This is a genomic window from Gammaproteobacteria bacterium (assembly GCA_016195665.1).
GTDB lineage: Bacteria > Pseudomonadota > Gammaproteobacteria > SURF-13 > SURF-13 > JACPZD01.
The window spans coordinates 20529-34511 of sequence record JACPZD010000039.1 but is presented as its reverse complement, the minus strand read 5'-3'; the positions used below and the strand labels follow the sequence as shown (position 1 = coordinate 34511).

Sequence of the window (13983 nt, the reverse complement as noted above, 5' to 3'; positions counted from 1 at the left end):
TTTACTTCCCCCACGTCGCAAGCATGGCGAGCACCGCGAGCGCCATCACGGCCGTCGCCAGCCAGCCGAGAATCCGGAGCCGGCGCGTGACCACAAATTGTCCCATGACATCCGGTCTCGCCGCCATTAGCATCATCACTACCATGATGGGCACTGCAATGACGCCGTTGATGACGGCGCTCCAGAAGAGGGCCTTGATAGGATCAATGGATGTGAAATTAAGCGCCACGCCCAACAGGGTCGCGATGGCCAGTATCGTGTAAAAATCTTTCGCATGCGGAAGCGTGCGGCCCAGACCGATCCGCCACTTGAACGCCTCCGCCACGGCGTATGCGGCCGAGCCGGCGAGAATCGGCACGGCGAGCAATCCCGTGCCGACGATCCCTGCGGAGAACAGCACGAACGCGAATTCGCCGGCCAGGGGACGCAGCGCCTCCGCGGCCTGGGCGGAGGTTTGAATGTCCGTGACGCCATGCAGGTGCAGGGTCACAGCAGCCGTCAATATGATAAAGAAAGCGACGAGGTTGGAAAAACCCATCCCGATGCAGGTGTCGATCTTGATGCGCCGCAGGTGGGCGCGAGCCTGTTCCGGCGCGTCCTTCAGCGGTTTCTCGCCTTTCGCTGCTCTCTGCTCCTCCGCCTCCTGTGAGGCCTGCCAGAAGAAGAGATACGGGCTGATGGTCGTGCCGAACACGGCAACCACCGTAACCACGTATTCCGTTTTGAACGACACGGACGGCATCAGTGTGCGCAAAAACACCTCGCCCCATGGCACCTCGACGACGAACACAGTAGCCACGTAAGCGAACAGAGCCAAGGTCAGCATCTTCAGAATGGGCGCATAGCGCGGAAAGGGAATAAAGATTTGCAACACCAGAGACACCACGGCGAAGGCTATCGCATACCAATGCGCCGGTCCGCCGATGAGAAGCTTCAGCGCAGCCGCCATCGCGCCGATATCGGCGGCGATGTTGATGGTGTTTGCAATCAGCAGCAGCCCGACGAGACCGTAGAGGAGCCAGGGAGAGTAATGCCGGCGGATATTGGCGGCGAGCCCGTTGCCCGTCACCCGGCCGATGCGGGCGCTCACGCTCTGGATTCCGACCATGAGGGGGAACGTGAAGAATGCCGTCCACAGCATCCCATAGCCGAAACCGGCCCCCGCCTGGGAATACGTGGCAATGCCGCTTGGATCATCATCCGCCGCCCCGGTGATGAGACCTGGCCCCAGCCTTTTCCAGAGCGGCTTCTTTTTCAGAATGACAGTCTGATTATTCTTCATGGTCGCCCACTTTATTGCCGGATATCCCGTAACAACACAGCCGACTACTTGCCAGCCGCAATTTTATCCAGATAACGCTGCCGATAGGTACTTGCCCACCAGCGCTCAATTAACCTCTCTGGAAAACCTGGGTTAGCTCAGGAGAGGCGCTGGAACCGAGATGACCACCCACTTGGGTTAAGCGCCCCCATGCTGTGTTCGGGACAGATCATTCGAAAACGTCTTCTGCTGACTCTTCACTGCTTATCGTGCCCCACTACGAGGCTATGTTCGGACAATTGCTCGAACAAGGTCGTACCCTCCCTCACTATAGCGATCCCGAGACGGTAACTGCCCGGTGGTATGCCATGCAGATTCACAAGAGCGGAGAACTGACGGCATGGCTGAAGCAGTACCTCCCTGTACCGAGGCCTGGAGTAACGCTCGGCCTTGAAATAGTACTTCCGATCCTCGGCAGCAACGACCACCAGGGTTTCAGTGTTGCCACACCACCCATCTGACAGCCGGGCATCCCCTCTGACGGCAATGACCTTGTCCTGGAACCTGATTCTCGCGTACTTGAAGGACAAGCTGCTTGGATCACCTATAGATAACTGAGACACATCGCGTGGTAAAGCCACTTTGCCCAACTGTGAAGGATAGGTATAGGTACCCAGTTTCCCGTTTAGAGTTATCAGATGGTTTGCCAATCTGGCGGTAGGAAAACCATCCTCTGAATAAGGCGTTACGCCCGCTATGTGATAAAAGTCCGCGTCGTGGACAGCGTCAATGCGCTCGCTGGTGGCCAGGGCATAGGCCAGAGGCGTCCCATATAAATAAACCAGGCTTGTTAGCGTCATGAACGCATAGAAAACAGCCTGTTTCAACTTTTCCCTGTCCACGAACATCTCCAGTATTGCCAGGTAAGTCACCGAGGCAAACAATGCAGAATAGAGCCTGTACCGGCTGATGGTGCTGTAATCGTAATCAAGGCTGCCACGCCCGATGGCGATAGATAGCATTGTTCCTACGAGCCACCCTCCGAAACAGAATAGGACGATGTTTTTTTTCCAATACTGCCTCCTCAGCAAGACCAGCCAAGCGCCAATCAGCAGTAGCCCGATTGGCAAGGACAAACGCGAGAATGCACACCCCAGCAGATTCACCCAAGCCTTCGAAATCAGATAAGCCGCCTGCATGGGGCTCTCATAGCCGGGGACTGCCCCTGGGCGAGAGAAGTCCCAGAAGTACAGCCAAAACGACAAGACCGTGAAGAGCAGGAAGAGGAGCGCCATTCTGTAACGTTTAGCCAGCCCCAGGGCAAATGTAGCTACCGGGAATACTATCAAGCCGTTTGATTGGGAGAAGACAGCTAAGATTCCTCCAGCCGCACTCGCTGGGACGGCCAGACCCGGGGCACGGTTATCTGCCAGGAAATGAAATGTAACGAGCGAAAAAAACGCCGCTGGATAATAGAGCAACGCGCCGCTACTCCAGAAAGACGCCTCGTAATGGATGAGCGAAAACAGCAGGATTGCCACGGGTAGCACAACTATTTTATTGCTACGATAAGGCGAATGCCAGATCAACAGGACGAACAAAAGCACCAGAAAGACGTTGCCCAGAATGATCAGGAATGTAAAATTAATCGTCCCGAATAATGCTTGTGAAAAAAACATCGCCAAACGTGCCACAACGATGCGATGCTCGGTTTGCGGCCCTCCATCCCAGGCAGGCTGGGATAAAAACAATAGCAACTGCTCTTTTATACTCGCTGACTGAGCAAGATAGTGCTGATACCCCAGAAATTGGATAAAGTCATCCATCTTCGGGACGTTGAGCGCAAAGCGCGACACCATCAAGCCATAAACCACGATGAGCAACCCGATGAACCCGGTCGCCAGGAGATTTACCTTCCGAGAGCCCACTATATCCAGATAAGTGTTGCGGATAGTTGTTTCTGGGTTCACTTGCTGCTGCATCAGGATTTCCATGATCCTTCTCGAATAAAACCATTATGCAGGCACTGCGAAAACACGTCTGACTCTACGCATAACCGTAAGCGCCCGGATAATGCTGGACACCACAACCACTCAGCCGATATTATCCGTCGCTATGATACCCGCCACGAGTGGGCTCTGCACATTGACGCCCGAAACTCGTCCCAAAACCAAATGTTCAATTCGATTAAACAAGCACTCCGAGCAGCTAGTGGCTCACCCTTCGCAATCGCTGCCTTAGGCGCCGTGATTACCGGGTTTTCCTTTTTCCCCGGTTATCTGTCTCTTGACTCAGCTTATCAATATTGGATGGCAAGAACAAACTACTTTGACGGTGTTAACCCCACATTCTATATACTTTTGTTTTCGTTGTCAGAAAGCATTTTTAAATCATCGTATGGGATGTTTCTTTTGAATATAACGATCTACTGGACTGGATTGCTCATCTTCTCTTACGTCCTGAAAGCGTCGGGATTTAAGAAGATATTCTTAGTCATCTTAGCCGGTATCTGGCCTCCCACCTTCATGTTGTTGGGCCATGTCTGGACTGATACAACCCTGCTTGCGGCGCTGACTCTTGCCTCCGCCCTGCTTGGCCTGATCGTCATAAGCCGAAAGCGCCGATATTTTTTGATTATGGTCATTCTATTGGTTGTAGCGGGTTCGATACGGCATAATGCACTACTGGCCGTACTGCCGCTATTCTGGCTGGCATGGAGATCAACTTTCCAAGCAGCAGACCGATCTCATGCCGTGCTAGCCACTTTGGTATTTGCGCTCTCTGTCGTCGCATTAGGACAAATGCTTGATCGCGTCTTGGTCAAGGAGGCCCGATCAGTCTGGCCGGTAATCGCTTTATGGGATTTGGCGGGAATCTCCGTCAGGGTCGATAAACTGCTGCTACCCGAATTCACGCATCAACCCGGCCTAACTGCTCAAGAACTCAAAGAAACCAAGGCCTACACGCCCTACTCCAACACCCCTCTTTACACCCTGCCCCACCACTGGGTCAGGGACGGCATTGGCGGGAAACCCTATTCCAGAGATGAACAAATCGCACTTGCCTCAGTCTGGGCCAACAGCATCCTAGCCCATCCAAGCGCATATCTGGAACATCGAGCCATGCTCGCACTAGGCTTATTCGGGCGCCATAATTTTGAGCAAGGCGGTGGATTGGTGTATGCGTTCCACATCGTTTCGTTTAAGGACAACCCACCCGTCATAGCGAACGATAGCTTGCTAACGAAGCAGGTCGAAAAGAGAATTATGAGGTTGCGCAAATCATGGATATTTTCCCCACTGCCTTACATATTGATATGCCTAGGTGCAATCCTGATCTCCAGGCGCTTCACAAGCCATCCACTCGCGGGGGTATCCATCGCTACAGCGACCAGCGCGCTGTTTTACGTAGCCCCACTGGCCATCATCGCTCCCAGTGCCGAACTGCGCTATTGCGGATGGCTATTTCCAGCAGCACTCCTGAGCCTGCTCCTTGCGTGGACTGCACGACAAAGTGAAAAATCTCTCGATAAGTCACTCCATCGAAATGCTTAACTATTAACCAGTTCCTCTGCCAAGCACTTATTCCCACCCTGCTTCTTGGCCCGATACATCGCGGCGTCGGCGCGTTCGAACAGGGTTTCCGGGGTGTCGTCAGCGGCACATTGGGCAAGGCCGCCGGAGATGGTGATGGGGACATCCTGGTCACGGAAGTGGAAGTGGCAATTTTCAACGGCGGCGCGCAGCTTCTCGGCAACCAGCGCTGCGGTATCGAGCGGCGTAGCCGATAACAGGACAACGAACTCCTCACCGCCGTAACGAACCAGGAAATTGGTCCATTGATCGCTGCGCCTTCATTGAGTCCATGCTTAGTATCTATACATAGCGACAGAAATCGTAGCGAGCGGATTTCAGGCGGGGGCGGCGGAGCGCAGGAACCGGAGTGTACATAAGAGTACATGAGGATTCCGAGCACCGCACGCACCCGCATCAAAGCCGCGCAGTAGATTTATGACGCTATGTATAGGGACCTCTGAAAAACCCCCCCTTTTTTGACTACTGTACACTATACTTCAAGCAGTAGAAACCCAATGAATCAGAGGTCTCCGATGCGACGCGACGCGATCCAGAACAGCTTGTTTGACAGTGTGGTGATGAGCCAGGCGGGACGCCGCACCACGGAGTTTCTGGATCGGGTCGAGACGCTGATTCCGTGGGACGAGATCGTCGCGATCGTGTCGTTTCGGGACGCGCCCCGCCAGAAAGGCGGTGCCCCAGGGTATCCGCATAAAGTACTGGTGCGCTGCATGCTGTTGCAACAGTGGTATGGCTTATCCGACCCACAAATGGAAGAACAGCTCCGCGACCGCCTGTCGTTCCGGCGCTTTGTGGGCTTGGGGTTTGATGAAGCGATCCCGGACGAGACCACGGTGTGCTTGTACCGCAAGAGCCTGGTGGACGCCGGTGCGTGGGACCCCCTGTTCGCCGTGGTCAACCGTCATCTGGATAGACTGGGTGTATTGGTAAAACAAGGCGCCCTGGTGGATGCCACGATCCTGGAGGCGCCCAAGGGCCGCAAGAAAGAAGACGAGAGCAGCACGCGCGATCCCGAAGCCGGCTTCACCAAAAAGAATGGCAAGACCTCCCACGGCTATAAAATGCACGTGGCGGTAGATCACAGCGGATTGATCACGCACAAAGAGACGACGGCCGCCAACGTCCACGACAGCCGGAAGCTTGAACCGCTCATCGCCCACGAGACGGTGGCGGTGCATGCGGACAGCGCGTACAAGAGCCGGGCGGTGGATGAAGTCCTCGCCGGACGCGGCATCAAGAACGGTATCGTGGAGAAGCGCGTGCGGGGTCAGGCGGCGTTGAGCGAAGAACAAAAACAGGCCAACCGCGTCAAGTCAAAACTCCGCGCGCGGGTCGAGCATCCCTTTGCGTGGATTAAAAAGCCGTTCGGCAAGCTGATGGTGCGTTATCGTGGCCTGAAGAAGAATGCCCAGCACCCGAGCCTGCTGTGTGTGGCATATAATCTCAAGCGTGCGGCGTCGATGGTGTGTCCAGTGTAGGACAGGTGCGCCCGCCATCCGTCCGCGAAGGACGATAAAGCCGGTAAAACAAAGGAAAAACAGGTCAAACCGAACCAAAAACATAAATAACATCACCCGCGACATCTATTTTTACCGCTGTACAACAGCGACTATCAAAAATACGGGGGTTGTTCAGAGGTCTCTATAATACCTAATAAATTTTAGCGATACTAACATTATCAATAAACGTAGTTTTATCCCCAGACTGGTCTGTAGCTATAAAGCTTATTTGACGAGACCCGGCTGTCGCGACATTAAAATCAATAGAGTGAGATGAAAAACTGATACCTGGTGGTGTGAAGAAAAGCTTTTCAATCCCATCAAGTCTTAAACTAATGGGCTGAATTTGTCCCGCGCGCCTCGCGGCCTTGAAAGAGAGTCTATACCCTCCGGGTGCCGCAAAGTGTACGTTCTGAGATATACCCACACCAGTTCCGCTTGGAAGAAAAGCTGTATTGTCCCCATCAGGCGCTTTTGTAGCCCCCCACGCGCTGCCGTCTCTTTGGACCCCAGAAGCACCTGAAAAAGTCCATCCAGTGGGGCTTGGCGTGTAGACAAATGCATTAAACCCAGGGGCGAAACGGTGTGCCTCAAAACTACCGTTGACAAGCATCACCGGTGCCCATGTTGCAGTAACAGGGGATTTTCCTATAAATACAGAAAGATTGTCAATTGCTATTCCGGTAGTTACGTTGTTGCTATTTCCCACCACGTTTACTTCGGTACCTACATTGATACTCGTTAACCTATATTTTTTTATATCAGTTGAGAAATTTATATTGTTCCTGGCACGAAGCGCGGTAACCGCATCAAGAAAACTTTGTCGAGGAATATGAACACGGAAAAATTGCCTCCCAAAGGGCGTTACATTTTTCATTGAGGCTGAAAATGGACTCCTAGTAGCGTAGCACGTATTTGAGAGTAGTGGCACTGAAACAAAAGGAGTGCCGGTATCGTGAGCCGTTGTTTCTGATCCATTACCATTTCCCAAAGCGCGCGAGTCAGCTATCTGAATAACATACGGGAAGACATTGCCAAATTCATCTTGAAAATATGCTCCCCATCCAATTCCAGCACTTGCTGTTCCTTCTGTAGTTAATAGTTTGTTTCTTAGATAAACCTGAAATACTAACTCAGAAAAGTGGTCATCTAGCAAGGGGTTATTGTTTGCCGCCCAAGGGTATGTATTGTTACTATATATAATTTGATGAATAGCGTGTGGGCCACCCCCCTGGATAGGTTGTGTATGAGGAAATTGTTTTGTATTAATCAGTATCCCTACAGCATTAAAGTTCCCACCAGATTGCTCTTCGTATCCAAACTGGAAAGCGTTAGGCGGGAAAAGTGAGCTGGAGCTGTAACCTTTTTGATATAGGGTATTGACACCCGTATATATGTTTAAGTTTGGAAAACTACTTACATCAGCTTGATGCGCTAGGGCGTAGCTACCTGGATCCCCCATATGCTTTATCCCTAGGTAGGACAGTCCATCCGCGGGTTGTAACTGAGTATTTGAGTTAAGTATTCTATTCAAAGCCATGTCAGTGGATGCGGGAACCTGGTTAGTAATGAACCGGTCAATGGATAATTGGTTGTAACGAACCGTATCGTAGTAACACTTCCCTTCGGTAAATCCTAAAGAAGGGAAAGCAAACAAAACACCCACCAAGCATAACCGTTTCGTTAAACCTGACAACTTATGTGCGTGATACATATGCCTTATCCTCCATTAATAGTAAACATATCGAATAAAAAAACCCTTAAAAATACCCCGACACAGTAGATAAGTTGCTTATCTAAGCAATCTTCTTTTCTTCTTCGAGACATTGATTTCCGCCGTTGCGCTTGGCCCGATACATCGCGGCGTCGGCGCGTTCGAACAGGGTTTCCGGGGTGTCGTCAGCGGCACATTGGGCAAGGCCGCCGGAGATGGTGATGGGGACATCCTGGTCACGGAAGTGGAAGTGACAATTTTCAACGGCGGCGCGCAGCTTCTCGGCGACCAGCGCTGCGGTATCGAGCGGCGTAGCCGGCAACAGGACAACGAATTCCTCACCGCCGTAACGCGCGAAAAAATCGGCTTCACGAATCTGCTCCTTGAATAATTGCGCGATGGTGACGAGGGCCTTGTCGCCGGACTTGTGGCCATACGTATCATTGATTTTCTTGAAGCGGTCTACATCCCAGACTATCAGCGTGAGCGGGGTTTGGTAGCGCTTCCAGCGTGCGTATTCCTGCTCCAGCCGTTCCCGGTAGGCCAGACGATTGTGTATTCCTGTCAGACTATCCAGCAATGCCAGCGTATGCTCTTTCTGCAGGTGGGAGCGTAGCACGCTGGTTTCATGCTCCATGTGCTGCAATTTTTCGGTCAGGGTCTGAACGTGATATTCGGCCTGTTCGGCGCGTTGCTCCTCGGCGCGGCGGTATTCATTCAGATGCTGGTGGATAGCCTCTATACGTTCTCCGATCATGAGTTTTAGCTGGCCGAGGTCGGCGGCCTCCTGCACATTGCTGGCCATGCCTTGCACCTGCGCCTGGATCACCTCACCCAGTTTACGCCCACCGTGCAAGGCCTCGACACGCACACGTTCACTGCCTTGCAATTGTGAATCCAGATCTTGCAATCTCTGGGTGAGCTGTTGGAGGAAACCCTCGATCTCCTGTTTTTCGCGCTGAACTTTGGCGCGTTCATCCACCACCAGATTGGCGATAGTCTCCAGTATTTCAGGCAATTCCTCGTCGCTGACTTGCTGCTCCAGGCGCGTCTTTAATGATTCGATGCGCTCGTCCTGACTGGTGATTTCCAACCGTTCGAGTAATTGCACCAACACCTCATGCAGAGCGAGCGGGGTGGGTTGCTCGACAGGTTGCTCTTCTTGCTTTTGCAGACGATACGATGCGCTGATAAGGGCGGCGATATCGTCGGTAAGGCGCTCCCACTCCGACACGGCGAGGTCCGCCGTGGCCTGCTGCTTTAATATCGCCAGGCGCGGCTGTGAGGGCTCCGGTAAGGTTAGATTGCTCAGCAACCTTGATATCAGATCAAAGCCATCGGGCGCAGGTGCTGACTTGACCGGCGGCGCGGCGGGTGTCGCAACGGGCGGCTCGAGGGGTGAGGCGCTAGACGCGGCGAGGGGTGAGGCGTGAGGGGTGAGGGGTGGGACGTCATCGCTCTTGCCGAACAATCTGCCGAACAGCCCTGCCTTGGGTGTGTCAGTGCGCTGTTCTGTCTTGCGGCCTTCGGAGATTTCTTCTGCACCTTCCGAGGCCGCCAGTGTAAGGGCCTCGCGCACCAGTTCGGCAAAATCCCTGGGCAACGTCTTGTCGTTTTTTGCACCCTTGTCGCCCAGGCGCATACGCAGCGCCTTGACCTTCCTCCCCATGCCCCGCGGGAAACTGAGCGCGTCGAGCAGTTCAAGCAAGACCTCGCCGGGCTCGGGGCCGGACCTTTTGCCGGCGCCGTCGCGCCGGTCCTGCCGCAATACCGCATCGCCGAGCCGTTCGATAAGGTTCTTTAGCCCCAGACTGTCACGGCCGTCGCGAATCGCGTTACGCAAGGTTTCTATTTGCTGATTGAGATCGGGGTCGCCGCTCGCCACCATCGTGAGGCGGGTGATGCAGCGCCGCAGCAGCCCTTCAACTTCAGACCATTGTTTTTCCTTACGCTCGACCTGCTCCAGGCTGTCGTAATATTTCTGCTTCCAGCGGGCAATGCTTTCAATCTCTTCGGCCACCACTATCCCCTCCTAGTACGCACCCAGATTTATCCCTTCCGGAAGGCTCACCTCAATAGAGATCGGCAGGTGATCGGATAGGCTGGAATGCAATACACGTGGGTTGCTGACTTCCAGAGAGGGCGTCACCAGGATGTGATCGAGATTGCGTTGCGGCCGCCAACTGGGAAAGGTCTTGACCCGGTATTCCGGTTCGCGCAGGTGTGTACGCTTGAAAAGGATTTCCATCTCGCGGCTGTGCAGCTGGCAATTCAGATCACCCATCAACACCACGTGCTCGTGCTCATTGACCAATCCGCCGATGTACTCAAGCTGCAACAGGCGGGCCCGTTTGCCGAGGGCGAGGTGCACATGAAACACAATCAATTCTTCACCCGGGCCGCCGTAGCGGGCCATCATGACGCCGCGCCCCGGAATGAAGCCCGGCAACTTGTGTTCGGCCACCGCGCTGGGGCGGAAGCGGCTCAGCAGGACATTGCTGTGCTGCGCGAACTGACCCAGGTCACGGTTGGTTTGACAATACCAATAGGGGAAATGCCCCCGGCCGGCCAGATATTCGGCCTGATTCACAAACCCGCTGCGCAGACTGCCGGCATCCACTTCTTGCAGGGCGACGATGTCGAACTCGCTGATGAGATGGGCGATCTTGTCCAGATTGCCGAGACTCTGCGCATGAGGCAGGACATGCCTCCAGCTCTGTGTGACATAGTGATGCGGACGCGTGGTCGCCATACCCGCCTGAATGTTGTAACTCAGCAGGCGCAGTTGCGACCGCAGTCCTTTATGCGTCTGCGGCGCCATAGCAGTCTGGCTCATAGCGGACAAATCATCTCACCCAGTTTCTCAGCGAGTTTGAGATTTTCTTTGTAGTCTACAGGACAATCTATAATACTCACTGTGTTATCGGAAATCGCCCGTTTCAAGGTCGGTAATAACTCGCTCGCCTGTTCAATGCGGTAACCCTTGGCGCCGAAGGCCTCGGCATATTTGACGAAATCCGGATTACCGAAGCGTACATGGGATTCGCGCCCGAAACAATTCATTTGCTTCCACTGGATGAGGCCGTAGGCGTTGTCCGTCCAGACCAGGACCACGATCGGCGCCTTGATGCGTATGGCGGTTTCGATCTCCTGTGAATTCATGAGAAATCCCGCATCACCGGTGACCGCCACTACCGCGCGGCCGGGCCGCGCGAGACTCGCCGCGATGGCGCCCGGCACCGCGATGCCCATGCTCGCAAAACCGTTAGAGATGATGCAGGTATTGGGATGTTCGCAACGGAACATGCGCGCCATCCACATTTTATGCGCGCCCACGTCACAGACCACGATGTCCTCCAGCCCCAGCGCGGTGCGCAAATCCCAGATGATCTTTTGCGGCTTGAGGGGAAAATCGCTGTCATTGCTGTGCAGGGCCATCTCCTCCTTGAGCGCACTGCGCAGGCTGCGAAGCTGGTGGCCCACATGGGGCGTGGCAAGCGCCGCGATCCGGTCGAGGCTCAGCTTGATGTCCCCCACCACTCCGACTTCGACGATGTAACTCGCATCCACCTCCGCGGGCGACATGTCAATGTGGATGATCTTGCGGTCGCGGGTCGGGTGCCAGAGGTAGGGATGATATTCCACCAGGTCATAACCCACACAGATGATGACATCGGCCTCCTCAAAACCGCAGCTTACATAATCGCGCGCCTGCAGGCCGGCGCTACCCAGCGCCATGGGATGCTTGAACGGGATTACCCCCTTGGCCATGAAGGTGTTGGCGACGCCGATGTTGAGCCGGCCGGCGAAGTCGGCGAGTTCACGCGAGGCGCCCGCCCGCACCACCCCGTTACCGGCCAGGATGATCGGATTCCGCGCCGCGGAGATGAGCGCAGCGGCTTCAGACACCCGGCCGGCGGGAGGTTCCGGTGTCGTCGCCGCCTGACGCCGCAGCGGCGCCTCGGCCACTTCCAGTGCGGCGATATTCTCTGGAAATTCAATAAAACAGGCGCCCGACTTTTCCGCCTGGGCGAGCTTGAAGGCCTTGCGCACCACCTCCGGGATGATCTCGGGTTCCAGGATCTGGGTGGCGTATTTGGTGATCGGCTGAAACATATTCACCAGATCCAACACCTGATGCGATTCCTTGTGCAGCCGGGTGGTGCTGGCCTGCCCGGCGATGGCGACCAGCGGCGCGCGATCCATATTGGCGTCGGCCACGCCGGTGACCAGGTTGGTGGCGCCCGGTCCCAGGGTGGAGAAGCACACGCCGGCCTTGCCCGTCAGCCGCCCGTACACGTCGGCCATAAAGGCCGCGCCCTGCTCGTGACGGGTAGTGATAAACTTGATAGGAGAATCCAGCAGGGCGTCCATGACCGCGAGATTCTCCTCGCCGGGGATGCCGAAGATGTATTCCACGCCTTCATTCTCTATACATCTGACAAACAGTTCGGCGGCTTTCATGGTGTGGTTTTATGTTGTGTCGCGGGACGGGTTGTTCGTTTGCCGCAGAGTCTTTATGCTATATTTAATAAGAATTAAGGAGCCTAGCCATGACCTCGGAACAAATCGCCCTCAGCCAATTTCTCAACCAGCAATATCTATGCGAGTCCCTTACCCTCAAGGAAGTCAACATCCTGCTCGATTATACCGAGCTGGTGAGCTTTCACAAGAAAGACATTATCGCGAATATCGGTGAAGTGGGCGAGGCGCTGTATTTCGTCGTCAAAGGCGAGGCGGCGCTGATGTATGACGAGGGTGGCGAAGAGATCGAGGTCGGCCGGATGAAGGAAGGCGAGCTGATGGGCGAGATGTCGTTCTTCGACCGCAAGCCGCGCCTGGTGCGGATGCGTGCGATGAGTGAAGACACGCAGGTGCTCAAGCTCCCCCGCGTCAAATATCAACGGCTACGGGTAGAGCACCCCTTCATAGCCGTGAACCTGTTAGAACACGCCATCATCAGTCTGGATCATTTGATCCGCCGCGTCAGCATGGATTTGGCGACGTTTGCGAAGTATATCTACGGCGCAGGACCTAAATGAGAGTGAGACGTGAGGGGTGAGGGGTGAGACACGCAGCTTCGCAGCGTGACGCTTTTTTACGCCTCACGCCTCACGCCTTACAGTCTTTACGCCTAACTCCTCACGCCTCACTTTTTTCTAACGCCTAACGCCTCACTTTCTTCTAACCTCTCACTCATGCCGCAACACTTCCCGGCCGCGCGCTTTATATCCGGCGCTCACACGCTCTCCCAGGCGCCTCCCGATACCGGGAGGGAGATTGCCTTTGCGGGTCGCTCCAATGCGGGTAAATCGAGCGCCATCAACGCCCTCACCGGGATACAGTCGCTGGCGCGTGTCAGCAAGACCCCCGGCCGCACCCAGCAGCTCAACTTTTTTGAACTAGGGCCGCAGCGCCGCCTGGTGGACCTCCCCGGCTATGGTTATGCAAAGGCCCCGGAGCGCAGCCGGCGTCACTGGACGCATACCCTGGAGCAGTATTTGGCAAGCCGGCAATCGCTGTGCGGCCTGGTGCTCATCATGGACATCCGCCATCCCATGACCCCGGCGGACCTGGAGCGGCTCGACGCCTGTTTCGAGGGGGGGCTGCCGGTCTACATCCTGCTCAGCAAGGCCGATAAATTGAGCAGGTCCGCCATGCATCTCGCCTTACGCCATGTAACCGCGGGCTTAACCCAGCGTTATCCCGGCTATGATAAACAGGGCGTTGAATCTCAACCGCTTTTTGAAGTACAGGCGTTCTCTGTCTTAAAGAAAATGGGGATTGACGAGGCGAAACAGCGCCTGGCGAGCTGGCTGGAGCTCTAGTGGGCCGTCGCTCCTGCGCGTCCTGTGACGTACAGGGACGTACTAATGTCGCGGGAGGCAGGATGCCGAGAGCGACCGCCCGCGA

General features: G+C 55.0%; 11 protein-coding genes and 1 other RNA gene. 4 read left to right on the top strand and 8 right to left on the bottom strand.

Annotated features, from left to right (window positions below; all coding sequences use genetic code 11):
• Position 1 precedes the first annotated feature (1 nt).
• A complete protein-coding gene (locus HY028_11420; protein ID MBI3345441.1) occupies positions 2-1282 on the bottom strand; it encodes an Nramp family divalent metal transporter in 1281 nt (426 codons plus the stop codon).
• 236 nt (positions 1283-1518) lie between these two features.
• Positions 1519-3255 (bottom strand): hypothetical protein, encoded by a 1737-nt coding sequence (locus HY028_11415; GenBank protein MBI3345440.1) that lies wholly within the window; start codon positions 3253-3255, stop codon positions 1519-1521.
• Positions 3256-3507: 252 nt separating this feature from the next.
• Between HY028_11415 and HY028_11410 the strand changes: the two genes are divergently transcribed.
• Entirely contained in the window at positions 3508-4815 is a 1308-nt protein-coding gene (locus HY028_11410) for a hypothetical protein (GenBank protein ID MBI3345439.1), read from the top strand.
• Here the strand turns inward: HY028_11410 and HY028_11405 are convergent.
• Together HY028_11405 and HY028_11400 are read right to left on the bottom strand one after the other, a co-directional pair.
• Entirely contained in the window at positions 4812-5087 is a 276-nt protein-coding gene (locus tag HY028_11405) for a GGDEF domain-containing protein (protein ID MBI3345438.1), read from the bottom strand. The two genes, HY028_11410 and HY028_11405, sit on opposite strands and share 4 nt — an antisense overlap.
• Before the next feature lie 60 nt (positions 5088-5147).
• Positions 5148-5221: non-coding RNA, sX9 sRNA (locus HY028_11400), on the bottom strand.
• 148 nt (positions 5222-5369) lie between these two features.
• Between HY028_11400 and HY028_11395 the strand changes: the two genes are divergently transcribed.
• Positions 5370-6335 carry an IS5 family transposase gene (locus tag HY028_11395; protein ID MBI3345437.1) on the top strand — a complete coding sequence of 322 codons (966 nt, stop codon included), beginning with the start codon at positions 5370-5372 and terminating at the stop codon, positions 6333-6335.
• Positions 6336-6507: 172 nt separating this feature from the next.
• Here HY028_11395 and HY028_11390 read toward each other — a convergent pair whose 3' ends face one another.
• The 4 genes from HY028_11390 to HY028_11375 all read right to left on the bottom strand — a co-directional run bounded on the left by HY028_11390 (position 6508) and on the right by HY028_11375 (position 12534).
• A complete protein-coding gene (locus tag HY028_11390) occupies positions 6508-8070 on the bottom strand; it encodes a hypothetical protein (protein ID MBI3345436.1) in 1563 nt (520 codons plus the stop codon).
• 82 nt (positions 8071-8152) lie between these two features.
• Positions 8153-10090, bottom strand: coding sequence for a diguanylate cyclase (locus tag HY028_11385; GenBank protein MBI3345435.1), 1938 nt, complete (start codon positions 10088-10090; stop codon positions 8153-8155).
• Between the two features lie 12 nt (positions 10091-10102).
• On the bottom strand, positions 10103-10846 hold the full coding sequence (locus HY028_11380) for an endonuclease/exonuclease/phosphatase family protein (GenBank protein MBI3345434.1): 744 nt from the start codon (positions 10844-10846) through the stop codon (positions 10103-10105).
• Positions 10847-10902: 56 nt separating this feature from the next.
• The gene (locus HY028_11375; protein MBI3345433.1) at positions 10903-12534 is read right to left on the bottom strand and encodes an acetolactate synthase large subunit; all 1632 of its coding nucleotides are present in this window, start codon (positions 12532-12534) and stop codon (positions 10903-10905) included.
• A gap of 89 nt (positions 12535-12623) precedes the next feature.
• Between HY028_11375 and HY028_11370 the strand changes: the two genes are divergently transcribed.
• Both HY028_11370 and HY028_11365 read left to right on the top strand, forming a co-directional pair.
• Positions 12624-13112: a cyclic nucleotide-binding domain-containing protein gene (locus HY028_11370; GenBank protein ID MBI3345432.1), complete on the top strand. Its 489-nt coding sequence runs from the start codon at positions 12624-12626 to the stop codon at positions 13110-13112.
• A 156-nt stretch (positions 13113-13268) separates the two neighbouring features.
• Positions 13269-13898, top strand: coding sequence for a YihA family ribosome biogenesis GTP-binding protein (locus HY028_11365; GenBank protein MBI3345431.1), 630 nt, complete (start codon positions 13269-13271; stop codon positions 13896-13898).
• Positions 13899-13983 lie beyond the last annotated feature (85 nt).

Coding starts and splice junctions, on each gene's coding strand:
- HY028_11390 (MBI3345436.1), bottom strand. CDS start 8,070: ATGTATCACGCACATAAGTTGTCAGGTTTAACGAAACGGTTATGCTTG.
- HY028_11415 (MBI3345440.1), bottom strand. CDS start 3,255: ATGGAAATCCTGATGCAGCAGCAAGTGAACCCAGAAACAACTATCCGC.
- HY028_11370 (MBI3345432.1), top strand. CDS start 12,624: ATGACCTCGGAACAAATCGCCCTCAGCCAATTTCTCAACCAGCAATAT.
- HY028_11365 (MBI3345431.1), top strand. CDS start 13,269: ATGCCGCAACACTTCCCGGCCGCGCGCTTTATATCCGGCGCTCACACG.
- HY028_11395 (MBI3345437.1), top strand. CDS start 5,370: ATGCGACGCGACGCGATCCAGAACAGCTTGTTTGACAGTGTGGTGATG.
- HY028_11420 (MBI3345441.1), bottom strand. CDS start 1,282: ATGAAGAATAATCAGACTGTCATTCTGAAAAAGAAGCCGCTCTGGAAA.
- HY028_11375 (MBI3345433.1), bottom strand. CDS start 12,534: ATGAAAGCCGCCGAACTGTTTGTCAGATGTATAGAGAATGAAGGCGTG.